Source organism: Trinickia diaoshuihuensis (assembly GCF_003390925.1).
Taxonomy (GTDB): Bacteria; Pseudomonadota; Gammaproteobacteria; order Burkholderiales; family Burkholderiaceae; genus Trinickia; species Trinickia diaoshuihuensis.
Genome location: NZ_QUBS01000023.1, coordinates 33,383 through 46,904 on the forward strand (window position 1 = coordinate 33,383; position 13,522 = coordinate 46,904).

Sequence of the window (13,522 nt, forward strand, 5' to 3'; positions counted from 1 at the left end):
CGGCGAGGCGGCGCTTCGTTTTAGCCGATTCGCACGAGCTGTGCCTTGAACAACTCGCGGCGATCGACATAACTCTTGGCGCTCTGGGCTAGACGTTCGACTTCCTCATCCGTCAATTCGCGGGCAACGCGCGCCGGCGCGCCTAGAATTAGCGAGCGGTCGGGGAACGTCTTGTTTTCGGTGACGACGCTGCCCGCTCCGACCAGACAGTTGCGGCCGATAGTCGCTCCATTCAAGACCACCGCTTGAATTCCCACGAGCGAGCCGTCGCCGATCGTGCATCCGTGCAGCATCGCTTGGTGTCCGACCGTCACGTCGCGGCCGATCGACAACGGACGGCCCGGATCGGTGTGCAGGACCGCGCCTTCTTGCACGTTGCTGCCGCAGCCGATCGAGATCGGTTCGTTGTCGCCGCGGATGGCGGCGCCGAACCATACGCTGGCGTTTTCCTCGAGCGTAACCTTGCCGACGATCGTGGCGGTATCGGCCACGAAGACGCTTTCGTGAATCGTCGGGGCGTGTTCCCCCAGCTTGTAGATCGGCACAATGTCTCCTTGGTCGAGCGAGGCGCGGCGGTACAATGCCGCAGCATCGGGCCCGGTCACGCGCAGGTGTCGAATCGCATATTGTAAACGGTCCGTCCATGTGCCGTCCGCGCGCCCATCCAGCGATGCCCGCTACCGTTTTCCGCTCCCGCATATTGCGCTATTAGATGCTTTATCGATGACTCGCTCCCGATCGAATCCCGCGGCTCACGACGATACCGACATGCGGCGCTCGGCGCTGGCTGCCTTGTGCGAAAGCGACCCCGGCGCTAAGGCGGAGGCCGTGGCCGCGCTCTATGAGGGGTATCGGGGCGGCGTCGCGCGCTGCCTACCCGACGTATCGATCGAGGAGCCGCCGGGCCTGCCGGGACGCCCCGGCAAGCCCGAACTCGTCGAGCCGCGGCTGCTGCGCCACCGGGGCATGCAGACCGAGGAGGGGCGGGCCGTTTTGCTGCATGCGATCGCGCATATCGAATTCAATGCGATCAACTTGGCGCTCGATGCGATCTGGCGATTTCCCGGCATGCCCGAGCAGTTTTACGCCGACTGGCTGCGTGTCGCGGCCGAGGAAGCGCGCCACTTCGGGCTTTTGCAGGCGCGATTGCTGGACTTCGGTCATCGCTATGGCGATTTCCCCGCTCACGACGGGCTATGGGACATGTGCGCGCGGACGCGCGACGACGTATTGGCGCGCATCGCGCTCGTGCCGCGCACGTTGGAGGCGCGCGGCTTGGACGCGTCGCCGCCCATTCGGGCAAGGTTGGTGCAGGCCGGAGACGAAACGTCGGCGGCGATTTTGGATGTGATTTTGCGCGACGAAATCGGTCATGTGCGTATCGGCAACGATTGGTTTCGGTACCTATGCGACGAACGCGGGCTAGAGCCTCACGCGACCTATGCGCAATTGGCGGAGACGTACCGCGCGCCGCGGCTGCGTGGACCGTTCAATTTCGATGCTCGGCGCGAGGCGGGGTTTGACGAAGACGAGCTGGCCGCGTTGGCGGCGCATGAGCCGGGGCCGGATCCGAGGCGATAAATCCGATACCCGGCTATAATCGAACGACCATTCGTTTTTTCGGTGCTCGCCGACACTGACCATGAACCACCCGCAATCCGATTTCGTCACCGTCCGAGGCGTCAAGCTCCACGTGCGGCGCTGGGGCAGCCCCGATGCGCCGACGCTGTTCATGCTGCACGGCTGGATGGACGTTTCCGCCTCGTTCCAGTTCGTCGTCGATGCGTTGGGCGGCGATTGGCAGGTCATCGCGCCCGACGCGCGCGGATTCGGTTTATCCGATTGGCCGGTGGCCGAGCGCGGCGGCGGCCACTACTGGTTCCACGACTATTTGGCCGACCTCGATGCGCTGCTCGATCACTATGCGCCGTCGGGGCAAGTCAATCTCGTCGGGCACAGCATGGGGGCGAATGTCGTTTGTTTGTATGCCGGTGCGCGGCCCGAACGTGTGCGGCGGGTGGTCGATCTGGAGGGTTTCGGGCTGGCGCCGGCGCACCCGAGCGAATGGCCCCGCCGTTTGACGGCTTGGCTCGACGACATTCGCGAGCCCGCCCGGCTCAAGACCTACGCTTCGCTCGACGAGGTGGCGGCGCGGCTGATGAAGACCAATCCCCGGCTGGCCGCCGAGCGCGCGGGTTTTTTGGCGCGCCACTGGTCCAAGCTAGGCGACGACGGCCGCTATATGCTGCTCGCCGATCCGGCGCACAAGCATCATGGGCCGATGCTGTACCGCTTGGACGAAGTCATGGCGGTGTGGTCGCGCGTCGCCGCCAAAGTGCTGCACGTGGAAGCCGTCGCCTCTCCGACCCTGGCGATGCTGGCCGGTTCGATTCCGCTTACCGAATACAAAGCGCGTTTCGCGGCGTTTCCCGACTGGCGGGAAAAGCTGATCGAAGACGCCGGCCACATGGTCCATCACGATCAGCCCGAGCAAGTGGCGGCATTGATCGAGGCTTTTTGCGCATAACGCGGCTGCCAGGGCCGGCGGCTCGGGGCTCGACCAACGCGTGCTTGGCCGAACGGCTAGGCCGCTCGTTTCGGGCGTTGCGGGTAAAATAACTTTATTACTCGATCCCGATAGCATGAACGCCGATCTCCATTGCCATTCCAACGTCTCCGACGGTCAGCTCACGCCCGTCGAGGTCGCGCAGCGCGCGTATGCCGGCGGGGTCACGCTGTGGGCGTTGACCGATCATGACGAAGTGGCGGGGCAGGCGCAGGCACGTAGCGAAGCCGAGTCGCTCGGGATGCGCTATGTCAGTGGAGTCGAAATCTCCGTCACCTGGGCGGCGCGCACGGTGCACGTCGTCGGTCTCGGCATCGATCCGGCTTGTCCGGAACTCGTCGCCGGGCTCCACGCCACGCGTAATGGGCGCGGCGCGCGGGCGCGGGCGATGAGCGACGCGCTGGCCGAACTCGGAATCGAGGGCGCATATGAGGGCGCGCTGCGCTACGTCGCGAACCCGGAACTGATTTCCCGTACGCACTTTGCCAGGTTCCTCGTGGAGCGCGGTTATGCGGCATCGACCGCGGACGTCTTCGACCGCTATCTCGGCGAGGGAAAGCCGGGCTACGTGCCGCACCGGTGGGCATCGCTCGAGAATGCCGTGCAATGGATTCGCGCCGCGGGCGGCGTGGCCGTCATCGCGCACCCCGGCCGCTACAAGTACACGCCGCTCGAGTTCGACACCTTGTTCGGCCAGTTCTTGGATTTGGGCGGCAAGGCGATCGAAGTCGTGACGGGCAGCCATACGCCCGATCAATACCGCGAATATGCCGACGTCGCGCGCCGCTTCGGTTTCGAGGCATCGCGCGGGTCCGATTTTCATGCGCCCTCGGAAGGGCGCACCGAACTCGGCAAGCTGCCGCCGTTGCCGTCCGATCTCACGCCGGTTTGGGAGCGCTGGCTCTAGCGTCTTCGCTCTAGAGACGCACGCGGCCCGCTTGCCCGTCCGCGGCGCGCCCCGAGGCCCGCGACGGGGCGCCGCCGCTCCCGCCTGCTCACCGATTGCTCGCTCATGTCCCAATTTTTCAGGATTCATCCAGACAATCCGCAGCCCCGGCTCATCGCGCAGGCCATTCAGATCGTGAAGGATGGCGGCGTGATCGCCTTGCCGACCGACTCGAGCTATGCGCTGGCCTGCCGGCTCGACGATAAAGACGCGGTGACGCGGTTGCGTCGCATTCGCGGTCTCGACGAACGGCAGCATTTGTCGCTGCTCGTGCGCGATTTGTCGGAGTTGGCGACCTTCGCGATGGTCGACAATCGGCAGTTCCGGCTCATCAAATCGGTGACGCCGGGACCCTACGTCTTCATATTGCTGGCGACGAAAGAGGTGCCGCGGCGCCTTTCGCATCCGTCGCGCAAGACGATCGGCCTGCGCGTGCCGGATCACGCGATCACGCTGGCGTTGCTCGAAGCGCTCGGCGAACCCTTGATCGCCACCACGCTGATCTTGCCGTCCGAGGACGAGCCGCTGAACGATCCCGAAGAAATCCGGGCTCGTCTCGAAAAGCAAATCGATCTGGTCATCGATGGCGGCGCATGTCCGCGCGAACCGTCGAGCGTCATCGATTTGACGGGCGAGGAACCCGTGCTGGTCCGTGCCGGACGCGGCGCGCTCGAGCCGTTCGGGCTCGTGGCGCCGTAGGCGCGGGCGGGGCGTATCCGGGTGCTTGTTACAATACCTCCATGAATCCCTCTTTGATCCAGACGATCGTCGTCTACGCGCTGCCGGTGATCTTCGCGATCACGCTACACGAGGCGGCGCACGGTTACGTCGCGCGTATGCTCGGCGACAACACGGCCTATCTGATGGGGCGCGTCTCGTTCAATCCGATGCGGCACATCGATCCGCTCGGCACGATCGCGATCCCGCTGCTCCTTTATTTCGCGACGGGCGGCGCGTTCATGTTCGGCTACGCGAAGCCCGTGCCCGTTGCGTTTCGCAATCTGCGCAATCCGCGCTGGGGAACGTTTTGGGTCGCCCTGGCCGGGCCGCTATGCAATTTCATCCAGGCGCTCCTTTGGCGTTTATTCGGCGTGCTCTTGCTCGTGGCCGGCGTGGACGAGCCGTTTTTCACGCGCATGGCCGAGGCCGGCGTCATTGTCAATTTGGTGCTCTGCGTGCTGAACCTGTTCCCGCTGCCGCCGCTCGACGGCGGGCGCGTGCTGACGGCGCTGCTGCCGCCGCGTCCCGCGATCGCGCTGGCCCGCCTGGAGCCCTATGGTTTCTTTATCGTCATGGCGCTCGTCATGACCGGCCTGTTGACGAAGATTTGGCTGCGCCCGCTCGTTTCGATCGGCTACGATGCCGTGACGACCATCCTGACTCCTCTTGCCTCGCTTCTTACCTGACACCATGTTTCCAGACCGCATCTTCTCCGGCATGCGCCCCACCGGGTCGCTCCACCTCGGCCACTACCACGGGGTACTCAAGAACTGGGTCCGGCTTCAGTCGGAATACCCGTGCTTCTTCTGCGTGGTCGATTGGCATGCGCTGACGACGCACTACGAGACGCCCGAGGTCATCGAAAAGAACGTCTGGGAAGTGCTGATCGATTGGCTCGCGTCCGGTATCGATCCGGCGCAGGCGACGCTGTTCATCCAAAGCCGGGTACCCGAACACGCGGAACTGGCGCTGCTGCTCGGCATGAGCGCGCCGCTCGGCTGGCTCGAACGCGTGCCGACCTATAAAGAGCAAATCGAAAAGCTCAAGGACAAGGATCTCTCCACCTACGGCTTTCTCGGGTATCCGGTGCTGATGGCGGCCGACATCCTGCTGTATCGCGCATCGCTCGTGCCGGTGGGCGAGGACCAGGTGCCGCACGTCGAGATGACGCGTGAAATCGCGCGCCGTTTCAATCACCTGTATGGACGCGAGCCCGGTTTCGAGGAGAAGGCGCTCGAGGCGGCCAAAAAGCTCGGCGGCAAGCGCGCGAAGCTCTATCACGAATTGCGCGTGGCGTATCAGCAAGACGGCGACGACGAGGCGCTCGAGCAAGCGCGTGCGATGCTGCAAGAATCGCAAAGCCTTTCGATGAACGATCGCGAACGCTTGTTCGGCTATCTCGAAGGCTCGCGCAAGATCATCCTCGTCGAGCCGCAAGTCATGCTGACAAAGGCGTCGCGCATGCCGGGCCTCGACGGGCAGAAGATGTCGAAGTCGTACGGCAATACGATCGGCCTGCGCGAGGATGCGGAAACCATCACGAAGAAGGTCCGCACGATGCCGACCGATCCCGCGCGCGTGCGCCGCACCGATCCGGGCGACCCGGACAAGTGCCCCGTCTGGCAGTTGCATCAGGTCTATTCCGACGAATCGACGCACGACTGGGTGCAAAAGGGCTGCCGCTCCGCGGGGATCGGCTGCCTCGAATGCAAACAGCCCGTGATCGAGGGCATCTTGCGCGAACAGCAGCCCATGCTCGAGCGCGCGCAAAAATACATGGACGATCCGTCGTTGTTGCGCGCGATCGTAGCCGATGGCTGCGACAAGGCGCGCAAGTTCGCCCAAGAGACGATGCGCGACGTCCGCGAGGCCATGGGGCTGTCGTACTCATGACCCAAGCGGGGCGCCTTCACGGCAGGGGCGGGCGGCGGTGAGCACGGTACCGGCCTCCCCGGGTGAGGGCGTGGGCGAGCCTTCGCCCTGGATCTTGCGCTGGTCGCATCTGGTGGTGCCGGGCGGCGCGGTGCTCGATATTGCCGCGGGTGGCGGGCGGCATGCGCGCTGGTTCGCGGGCCGGGGCCATCCGGTGGTCGCGATCGATCGGTCCCAGCCCGCGCTCGCCTCGCTGAGCGCGGTCGCCGGCGTCGAGGCCGTTTGCGCCGATCTCGAGGACGGCAGCCCGTGGCCGCTCCCAGATACGAGGCGTTTCGCGGCGGTGGTCGTCACGAACTACCTACACCGGCCGCTCATGCCGCGACTCTCGCAATTGTTGGCGCCGGGCGGGGGGTTGCTCTACGAAACGTTCGCGCGCGGGAACGAGACGCTCGGCAAACCGTCGAATCCGGCGTTCTTGCTGACGCCCGGCGAGCTGCTGGACGCCGTTCGCGGCCGCCTCGTGGTCGTCGGCTACGAGGACGGTTACGTGGCGCTGCCGCGGCCCGCTTTCGTTCAGCGCATTTGCGCCGTAGCGCCGGCGGCACCGTCCGGCGACGGTGCGAGCGCGGATGCGGCGCTCGCACGTTACGATTTGGCCGGCTAATCCGCTACAATCGCGCTTTCACGTTTGAATTCATGGCGTTTCATGGCTAACGGCACATCCAGCGGCACCCAAGGCGGCCTGCGCATTCGCGGCAGTATTCCCGCGATCGTCACGCCGATGCTCGAAGACGGCGGGCTCGATCTGCCGGCGTTTCGCAAGCTGATCGACTGGCATATCGACGAAGGGACCGACGCCCTCGTGGTAGTCGGCACGAGCGGCGAATCGGCCACGTTGTCGGTCGAGGAGCACATCCTCATGATCAAGACGGCCGTGGAGCACACGGCCGGGCGTATCCCGGTCATCGCGGGTGCGGGCGGCAACTCCACCGTCGAAGCGGTCGAGCTGACGAAAGAGGCGAAAGCCGTCGGCGCGGACGCCACGCTGCAAGTCGTGCCGTACTACAACAAGCCGACGCAAGAGGGCATCTATCGCCATTTCGCCAAAATCGCCGAATCGGTCGACCTCCCCGTCATCTTGTACAACGTGCCGGGCCGTACCGTCGCCGATATGTCGAATGAGACGGCGCTGCGCCTCGCGCAAGTGCCGGGCATCATCGGCATCAAAGATGCGACGGGCAACGTCGATCGCGCGGCGCAGTTGATCAAGGCGGCGCCCGCGCATTTCTCGATTTTCAGCGGCGACGACCCCACCGCGATCGCGCTGATGCTGCTCGGCGGCCACGGCAATATCTCGGTGACGGCCAACGTCGCACCGCGCGCGATGAGCGAGTTGTGCAAAGCGGCGCTCGCGGGCGATGTGAAAACGGCGCGCGACATCCACTTCAAGCTGCTTTCGCTGCACAAGCACCTGTTCATCGAATCGAATCCGATTCCGGTGAAATGGGCGCTCGAGCAGATGGGGCGGATGAAGGGCGGCATTCGGCTGCCGCTTACGCCGCTCGATTCGCGGTGCCATGAGACGGTACGCGCCGCGCTCGTGGAAGCAGGCCTGCTAGCCTAATAGGGCCGAGCGGGCAGCGACGCGGCCGCATCGGATTCATTGCATTCATCGACCTCGATATCGCGTCCGAGTCTCACGCTCGGCGCCGTCGGTTGCGCATCACGAAGGACCTCATGAAACGTTCCGCTTTCTCCATCCATGCCATCCGCGCAGCGGCGCTCGTGCTCGCGATTTCCTCGCTCGCGGGCTGCGACACGCTCAACGATTGGTTCGCCTCCGACCGCGTCGATTACAAGGCAATCGGCTCGGCGCCGCCGCTGAAGGTGCCGAGCGATCTGAACGAAACCAAGGTGCAGCCGCAGTACACGGCACCGCCTGTCAGCGCCGCACTGGGCGGCGCGCCGACGCGTAACGTCACCGTCGCCGGCAATTCGAGCGAGGGTGTGCCTACCGCGCAAGATCCGTTCGGCATGCATATCGAACGCGACGGCGATCGTCGCTGGCTCGTCGTCGACGGCCGTTCGCCCGAGCAACTGTGGCCGCAGCTCGAGGAGTTCTGGAAGAACAACGGGTTCGCGCTGAAGTCCGACACGCCGGCTACCGGCATCATGACGACCGATTGGGCCGAGAACCGCGCCAATATCCCGGACGACTGGTTCCGCCGCACGATCGGCCACCTCATCGACTTCGCGTACTCGTCGGGGACGCGCGACAGCTTCCGTACGTTGGTCGTGCGCGGGGCCGACGGCTCGACCGATATTTCGATCACCCACAGCGCGCTCGAGGAAGTGTTGACGGGGCAGGACAAGGACTCGTCGCGTTGGATCGAGCGTCCGCGCAACCCGGTGCTCGAGGCCGTGTTCCTGGCTAAGCTGATGGAGCAGTTCGGGCTAACCGACGCGCAGTCGAAGCAGTTGCTCGCCGACGCGCGGCCCGCTTCGGCGCCCGCCACGGTCGCCATGAACGCCGGCGCAACGACGCTCGATCTGGCCGACCGGTTCGATGTCGCCTGGCTGCGCGTCGGGCTCGCACTCGATCGCACGAATTTCACGGTCGACAATCGCGATCGCGAAAAAGGCGTTTACTACGTTCGTTATGCGGACTCGACGGCGGAGCTCAAGCGCGATGGCCTATTCGGCAAACTGTTTTTCAGCGGTGCGCCGAAGCAAAAGACGGGCAAGGAATTCCTCGTGAACGTTCGTGCCAACGGCGCAGGCACCCAGGTATCGGTGCTCGACGCCAACGGCCAGATCGATGCATCGCCGGACGCCAAGAGCCTGATCTCCCTACTGCATGCGCAGTTGAACTGACCTCCCGCCATGCGCTTTGCTAGCCTCGGCAGCGGTAGCGAGGGCAATGCCCTCGTCGTCGAGGCCGCCAGTGGCCAAACCACCACGCGTGTGCTGCTCGATTGCGGGTTCTCCGCAAAGGAGCTCGAGCGGCGCCTCGCGCGGCTGCAATACGGCGTCGATGCGCTCGATGCCATTCTCGTCACCCACGAACATAGCGACCATATCGGCAGCGCGCTGACGCTCGCGCGCAAGTGGTCGTTGCCGCTCTATATGAGTTGGGGCACGGCCAAGGCCGTCGGAGCCGATAGCGCCGACATCGATCTGCGCGTGCTATGGGGCGACGAGACGGCCGCCATCGGCGATCTCGAGGTGCGGCCCTACACGGTGCCTCACGATGCCCGTGAGCCGCTCCAATTCGTTTTCTCGGACGGCGCGCGTCGCTTAGGAGTCCTGACGGACGTCGGCACCTCGACGCCGCATATCACGGCCATGCTGAGCGATTGCGATGCGCTCGTGCTCGAATGCAATCACGATGCGCGCATGCTCGCGACGAGCCGTTATCCGCAATCGCTGAAAGCGCGCATCGGCGGTAACCACGGGCATTTGAGCAACGATGCGGCCGCGCAGATCTTGGCGGCGTTGGACAGGACGCGGTTGACGCACGTCGTGGCCGCGCATTTGAGCCAGCAAAACAATCTGCCCGAACTCGCTCAGGCGGCGCTCGCCGGCGTGCTGGGTGCCGCGGCCCAAGAGGTCATGGTCGCTTCGCAAGCGCTTGGATTCGACTGGCTCGATTGCGGCGCGGGGTAGGGAGGCTTACGGGAAGGCCGACAGGCGGTTCGTATCGGCAATCTATCGACAATCGATGGGCAACAAAAAACCGGCGCGAGGCCGGTTTTTTGTTGCCTTTCAACGGGCAGATGCTTACTGGCTTGCGCCCGAAGCAGGAGCAGCGGCCGAAGCGCCAGCGTCCGAAGCGGCAGCGGCGTTCGAAGCGGCAGCGCTTGCGTCGCTCGCAGCAGCCGTGGCCTCGCTAGCAGCAGCTGCTGCGCCCGAAGCAGCGTCCGAAGCGGCAGCGGCGGGAGCCGAAGCGGCAGCAGCGTCGCTAGCCGGAGCCGATGCGTTTTGGTCGCTGCTCTTGTTGCACGCAGCAAGTGCAACAGCCGCCAACAGGGATGCTACGAGGAGGGATTTCTTCATGATCACGTCCTTTTATGGTTAAAGGTAAGCAACAGCGCGAAATAATACCGGTAATGTGCTCCAACACCAACCTAGGCCGCTGGTGGGATGCACTTCAGAGCGTGAATCTTCCCCACGGCTTGGGCGGAAATTATATGCACTTTCGTACCGACCGTCGACAAAGCAGGGTCAATACGTTGCCTTTCTCATACAGAATTTAACCGTAATCGATAGGTTAGGGCGGCCAGCTTCATGAAATTGCGCCGACTCGAACCCAGCCGGCACGATACCACTCGTACAGCAACGCTGTCATCGATCGATCGGCCGAGAGTGTTACAAAGCGTTTCCCCTCGATGCGCCGGACATCGGCCAATTCGCAGAGCCATTTGCGGCTGCTTCCGAGGGCCGACTCCTCGCCGTTGATAAAGTAGGTTCGCTCGCCATACAGGAGCGCCGTCTTGTTGTCGAGCCGGATGCCCGACGCTTGCGCGCGCCGGATGAATGCCGCTTCGCTAAGCGGCCGATCGGGCGCATCAAATACCACCTGCGCTTTGGGCTCGCTCAGATAGCTACCGAGGAACGAGACCAAATCGCGCTCAGTCCATCGGACCTTCGCAAGGATCGCGCCAAGCTCGGCGATCATGGCGTCGGGCAGCTTGGCCGGATGGGCTACGGCGCTTTGCCGCGGATCGCGATAGAGCCGCTCGCCCGCTTGCGAACGAGCGGCCTCGCCGCGTTCGGCCAAATAGTACAAAAACTGGCCGATCAGTTCGTTCGCGGAAGGCGCGCGAAAGCCGATGGAGCAGGTCATGCATTCGCCTTCGGCGATGCCGTCGTGCGCGATATGAGGCGGCAGATACAGCATGTCGCCGGGTTCGAGCAGCCATTCCTCGTCTGGCTCGAAATGCTGTAAAACCTTCAACGGCAGTCCAGGTTTTAACGTCAGGTCGCGCTGAGCCGAAATGCGCCAGCGGCGCTTGCCTTGCACTTGCAGCAGGAAGACGTCGTAAGAATCGAAATGCGGACCGACGCCGCCGCCGTCCGTCGCATACGAGATCATGAGATCGTCCAGCCGGGCGTCGGGCACGAAGCGGAAACGCTCGAGCAGGGCGCGCGCGCGATCGTCGTGCAGATCCACCCCTTGCACGAGCAGCGTCCATGCGCGGCGCTTGATGCTCGGTAGCGCATCGCGATCGAACGGGCCGTGTTCGAGGTTCCAGCGACCGCGCACCTGCGAAATCAAGCGCGCTTCGGCGTCGTCCTTGCCGGCGAGTTCGAACAGCTCATCACGCGAAAGCGGGGGCGTCGCGCCCGCGATCGCGCCGCGAATCAAAAGCGGCTTTTTCTGCCAATAGCGCCGCATGAATTGCGACGGCGTGAGACCGCCTAGCAGCGGCGTCGGCACGTCGGGGGAAGGGGGCGCGGCAAGCGCCACGGAGGAGGTGGACGTGGCGGCCGTACCGGCCCGATCGTCGAGGGGCCGCTTGGGCATCGTATAATGGAACCGTATTTTGGAGACTCGAATGAAAATCGCAAAGAACACCGTTGTTTCGGTCGCTTACAAGCTCTCGGATGCCCAGGGCAATCTGATCGAGGAAAGCGACGAGCCGATGGTCTATCTGCACGGCGGCTATGATGGCACGTTCCCTAAAATCGAGGAAGAGCTTGACGGACACGAGGCGGGCTTCCAGACGCAGATCCAGCTCGAACCTCAAGACGCGTTCGGCGAATACGATCCCGAACTCGTGAAGATCGAGCCGCGCAACCGCTTCCCCGAACCGCTCGAAGTCGGCATGCAATTCGAAGGCACGCCCGAGGACGGCGACGACGAGATGGATTCGCTGATCTACACGGTCACCGATCTGGCCGAAGACAAAGTCGTGCTGGACGGCAATCATCCGTTGGCCGGCATGGCCTTGCGCTTCGCGCTGACGGTCAAGGAAGTGCGTGAGGCCACGGCCGATGAGATCGAGCACGCGCACGTGCATGGCGCCGAGGGCATTGAAGTCGTCGACGAAGACGATGACGACGAGGAAGGCGCGTCAGGATCCCCCACCCTGCACTGAGTAGGGCGTCGCGCCCTCGGGCGCGCGCGGAGCGCTCGCGGCGGAAGCGGGCGATGCGGGCGATGCGGGCACCGGCGGTGCCGATTGTAGCGCCGACCCGCCCTGGGCCGCATCGGGCAGCAACGGCGGTTCGGGCTGTGGCGCCGGCGGAGCCGATGCAGGCGGCGCGGGCATTACATATTGAATTCCCGGCAGCGGTTCGATCAAGGTGCCCGGATTGCCGGTAGCCGAGGCTGGCGCCTGCGTGGTGGCCGGCGGTGCGACCGATGGTGCGGCGGCCGGCGCGGGCAGCGACTTCGGTATCACACGCACGCTTACATGAAACGGAGCGGGCCGCCCGTAATTGACCTCCAGCGCGACCCATTGCGTCGTCGCATCGCGCGGAGCGATTGCAATGCGGGTTAAGTTCGCGACCCGATCGCCTTTATCGTTGTACAGCGGTTGATCGATGGCGAAGCCCTTCGCCGGCGTTTGCGCGTCGTGATGGATTAGGACGACCGGGCCGCGGAACGTACGCGCTGCGTTCACTAACGCGCGCTTGAATTCGAGGTAGCCGTCCGGCTTTCGGCGGCGTGCGAACCGCAGCCACGCAAACCGGTCCGCGTGTTCCTCGTAGCGCGAGAAATCCGGGTCCGCTTCCACGAAAACGACCAGCGCCTTTGCATGACGCCGCTTCGCGTACTCCGCCGCATGTTCGAGCCAGAATGCGGAGGCGATCGCGCGATCGTCGAATTCGCCGTTGCGTCCCCCGGCGTCGGAGTAATGGTTGTTGCCCCCGACAACGTTCAGGCTCACGAAAACCGTGTCCTCGGCTTCCCACCGAACGTTTTCACGAAACGCGCGGAATCGGGCGACCTCGCTCTCGCGGGTCAACGCGAGCGTCGGTTTGCCGAGCGATGCGCGATCCGAATAGAGCGTCTGCCGCAGAAAATCGAGCCGTTCCGCTGCGTCGTAGCCGCCGCCGGCGGCACTCGCGCAATCGGCCCAATCGTGCTGCCCAGGGACGACGACGACCGGTATCGCCGAGGCCTCGAGCAATTGCTGACGTCGCTCGAACAGCGAGTCGGCACAACGCTCGTCGGCGCCCTTGATGTTGCCGTCGTAGACGACGAACGACAGGCGCTGGTCGAGCCCGATCGCTTCGAGCAGACGCTGAGCCGACGCCTCGCTCGCCGCGCTCTTCATGACGCCCGAGATGACGGCGAACGAGAAACGCGTCTCGACCGCCTGCGCGGGGATAGCGAACGCGAGGGCTAGGCCGACGGCCGTCAGGCTCCGTCGCGCCAATTGCCGTAGTTGCGCATGCGCCCGCCG

General features: G+C 64.5%; 15 protein-coding genes. 11 read left to right on the plus strand and 4 right to left on the minus strand.

Annotation, left to right across the window (positions count from 1 at the left end):
- Positions 1-20: 20 nt before the first annotated feature.
- The gene (locus tag DXT59_RS05590; protein WP_116136002.1) at positions 21-545 is read right to left on the minus strand and encodes a gamma carbonic anhydrase family protein; all 525 of its coding nucleotides are present in this window, start codon (positions 543-545) and stop codon (positions 21-23) included.
- Positions 546-723: 178 nt separating this feature from the next.
- On the opposite strand from DXT59_RS05590, the gene DXT59_RS05595 reads away from it, so the two are divergent.
- From DXT59_RS05595 to DXT59_RS05640, 10 genes are all read left to right on the plus strand, one after another.
- Positions 724-1,581 (plus strand): ferritin-like domain-containing protein, encoded by an 858-nt coding sequence (locus DXT59_RS05595; RefSeq protein WP_116136003.1) that lies wholly within the window; start codon positions 724-726, stop codon positions 1,579-1,581.
- 61 nt (positions 1,582-1,642) lie between these two features.
- Positions 1,643-2,527 carry an alpha/beta fold hydrolase gene (locus DXT59_RS05600; protein ID WP_116135938.1) on the plus strand — a complete coding sequence of 295 codons (885 nt, stop codon included), beginning with the start codon at positions 1,643-1,645 and terminating at the stop codon, positions 2,525-2,527.
- Positions 2,528-2,642: 115 nt separating this feature from the next.
- Positions 2,643-3,473 (plus strand): 3',5'-nucleoside bisphosphate phosphatase, encoded by an 831-nt coding sequence (locus tag DXT59_RS05605; RefSeq protein ID WP_116135939.1) that lies wholly within the window; start codon positions 2,643-2,645, stop codon positions 3,471-3,473.
- Between the two features lie 105 nt (positions 3,474-3,578).
- On the plus strand, positions 3,579-4,211 hold the full coding sequence (locus tag DXT59_RS05610) for an L-threonylcarbamoyladenylate synthase (RefSeq protein WP_116135940.1): 633 nt from the start codon (positions 3,579-3,581) through the stop codon (positions 4,209-4,211).
- Between the two features lie 41 nt (positions 4,212-4,252).
- A complete protein-coding gene (locus DXT59_RS05615) occupies positions 4,253-4,918 on the plus strand; it encodes a site-2 protease family protein (protein WP_116135941.1) in 666 nt (221 codons plus the stop codon).
- Positions 4,919-4,922: 4 nt separating this feature from the next.
- Entirely contained in the window at positions 4,923-6,125 is a 1,203-nt protein-coding gene (locus DXT59_RS05620) for a tryptophan--tRNA ligase (RefSeq protein ID WP_116135942.1), read from the plus strand.
- Between the two features lie 37 nt (positions 6,126-6,162).
- Complete coding sequence (locus tag DXT59_RS05625) at positions 6,163-6,771, plus strand: class I SAM-dependent methyltransferase (RefSeq protein ID WP_240324409.1); 609 nt, start codon at positions 6,163-6,165, stop codon at positions 6,769-6,771.
- 42 nt (positions 6,772-6,813) lie between these two features.
- Positions 6,814-7,731, plus strand: coding sequence for a 4-hydroxy-tetrahydrodipicolinate synthase (gene dapA, locus DXT59_RS05630; RefSeq protein WP_116135944.1), 918 nt, complete (start codon positions 6,814-6,816; stop codon positions 7,729-7,731).
- A gap of 113 nt (positions 7,732-7,844) precedes the next feature.
- The gene (gene bamC / locus DXT59_RS05635; protein ID WP_116136004.1) at positions 7,845-8,981 is read left to right on the plus strand and encodes an outer membrane protein assembly factor BamC; all 1,137 of its coding nucleotides are present in this window, start codon (positions 7,845-7,847) and stop codon (positions 8,979-8,981) included.
- A gap of 9 nt (positions 8,982-8,990) precedes the next feature.
- Positions 8,991-9,773, plus strand: coding sequence for an MBL fold metallo-hydrolase (locus DXT59_RS05640; RefSeq protein ID WP_116135945.1), 783 nt, complete (start codon positions 8,991-8,993; stop codon positions 9,771-9,773).
- 114 nt (positions 9,774-9,887) lie between these two features.
- Here the strand turns inward: DXT59_RS05640 and DXT59_RS31075 are convergent, their stop codons facing one another.
- Together DXT59_RS31075 and DXT59_RS05655 are read right to left on the minus strand one after the other, a co-directional pair.
- On the minus strand, positions 9,888-10,163 hold the full coding sequence (locus DXT59_RS31075) for a hypothetical protein (RefSeq protein WP_116135946.1): 276 nt from the start codon (positions 10,161-10,163) through the stop codon (positions 9,888-9,890).
- Between the two features lie 229 nt (positions 10,164-10,392).
- Positions 10,393-11,634: a cupin domain-containing protein gene (locus DXT59_RS05655; protein ID WP_116135947.1), complete on the minus strand. Its 1,242-nt coding sequence runs from the start codon at positions 11,632-11,634 to the stop codon at positions 10,393-10,395.
- A gap of 31 nt (positions 11,635-11,665) precedes the next feature.
- Between DXT59_RS05655 and DXT59_RS05660 the strand changes: the two genes are divergently transcribed.
- Positions 11,666-12,208, plus strand: a complete 543-nt coding sequence (locus DXT59_RS05660; RefSeq protein ID WP_116135948.1) for an FKBP-type peptidyl-prolyl cis-trans isomerase — start codon at positions 11,666-11,668, stop codon at positions 12,206-12,208.
- On the opposite strand, the gene DXT59_RS05665 is transcribed toward DXT59_RS05660, so the two are convergent.
- Positions 12,185-13,495 (minus strand): hypothetical protein, encoded by a 1,311-nt coding sequence (locus tag DXT59_RS05665; protein WP_162877959.1) that lies wholly within the window; start codon positions 13,493-13,495, stop codon positions 12,185-12,187. The genes DXT59_RS05660 and DXT59_RS05665 overlap by 24 nt on opposite strands.
- Positions 13,496-13,522: the final 27 nt, after the last annotated feature.

Coding starts and splice junctions, on each gene's coding strand:
- DXT59_RS05605 (WP_116135939.1), top strand. CDS start 2,643: ATGAACGCCGATCTCCATTGCCATTCCAACGTCTCCGACGGTCAGCTC.
- DXT59_RS05615 (WP_116135941.1), top strand. CDS start 4,253: ATGAATCCCTCTTTGATCCAGACGATCGTCGTCTACGCGCTGCCGGTG.
- DXT59_RS05660 (WP_116135948.1), top strand. CDS start 11,666: ATGAAAATCGCAAAGAACACCGTTGTTTCGGTCGCTTACAAGCTCTCG.
- DXT59_RS05595 (WP_116136003.1), top strand. CDS start 724: ATGACTCGCTCCCGATCGAATCCCGCGGCTCACGACGATACCGACATG.
- DXT59_RS05655 (WP_116135947.1), bottom strand. CDS start 11,634: ATGCCCAAGCGGCCCCTCGACGATCGGGCCGGTACGGCCGCCACGTCC.
- DXT59_RS31075 (WP_116135946.1), bottom strand. CDS start 10,163: ATGAAGAAATCCCTCCTCGTAGCATCCCTGTTGGCGGCTGTTGCACTT.
- DXT59_RS05640 (WP_116135945.1), top strand. CDS start 8,991: ATGCGCTTTGCTAGCCTCGGCAGCGGTAGCGAGGGCAATGCCCTCGTC.
- DXT59_RS05600 (WP_116135938.1), top strand. CDS start 1,643: ATGAACCACCCGCAATCCGATTTCGTCACCGTCCGAGGCGTCAAGCTC.
- DXT59_RS05610 (WP_116135940.1), top strand. CDS start 3,579: ATGTCCCAATTTTTCAGGATTCATCCAGACAATCCGCAGCCCCGGCTC.
- DXT59_RS05620 (WP_116135942.1), top strand. CDS start 4,923: ATGTTTCCAGACCGCATCTTCTCCGGCATGCGCCCCACCGGGTCGCTC.
- dapA (WP_116135944.1), top strand. CDS start 6,814: ATGGCTAACGGCACATCCAGCGGCACCCAAGGCGGCCTGCGCATTCGC.
- bamC (WP_116136004.1), top strand. CDS start 7,845: ATGAAACGTTCCGCTTTCTCCATCCATGCCATCCGCGCAGCGGCGCTC.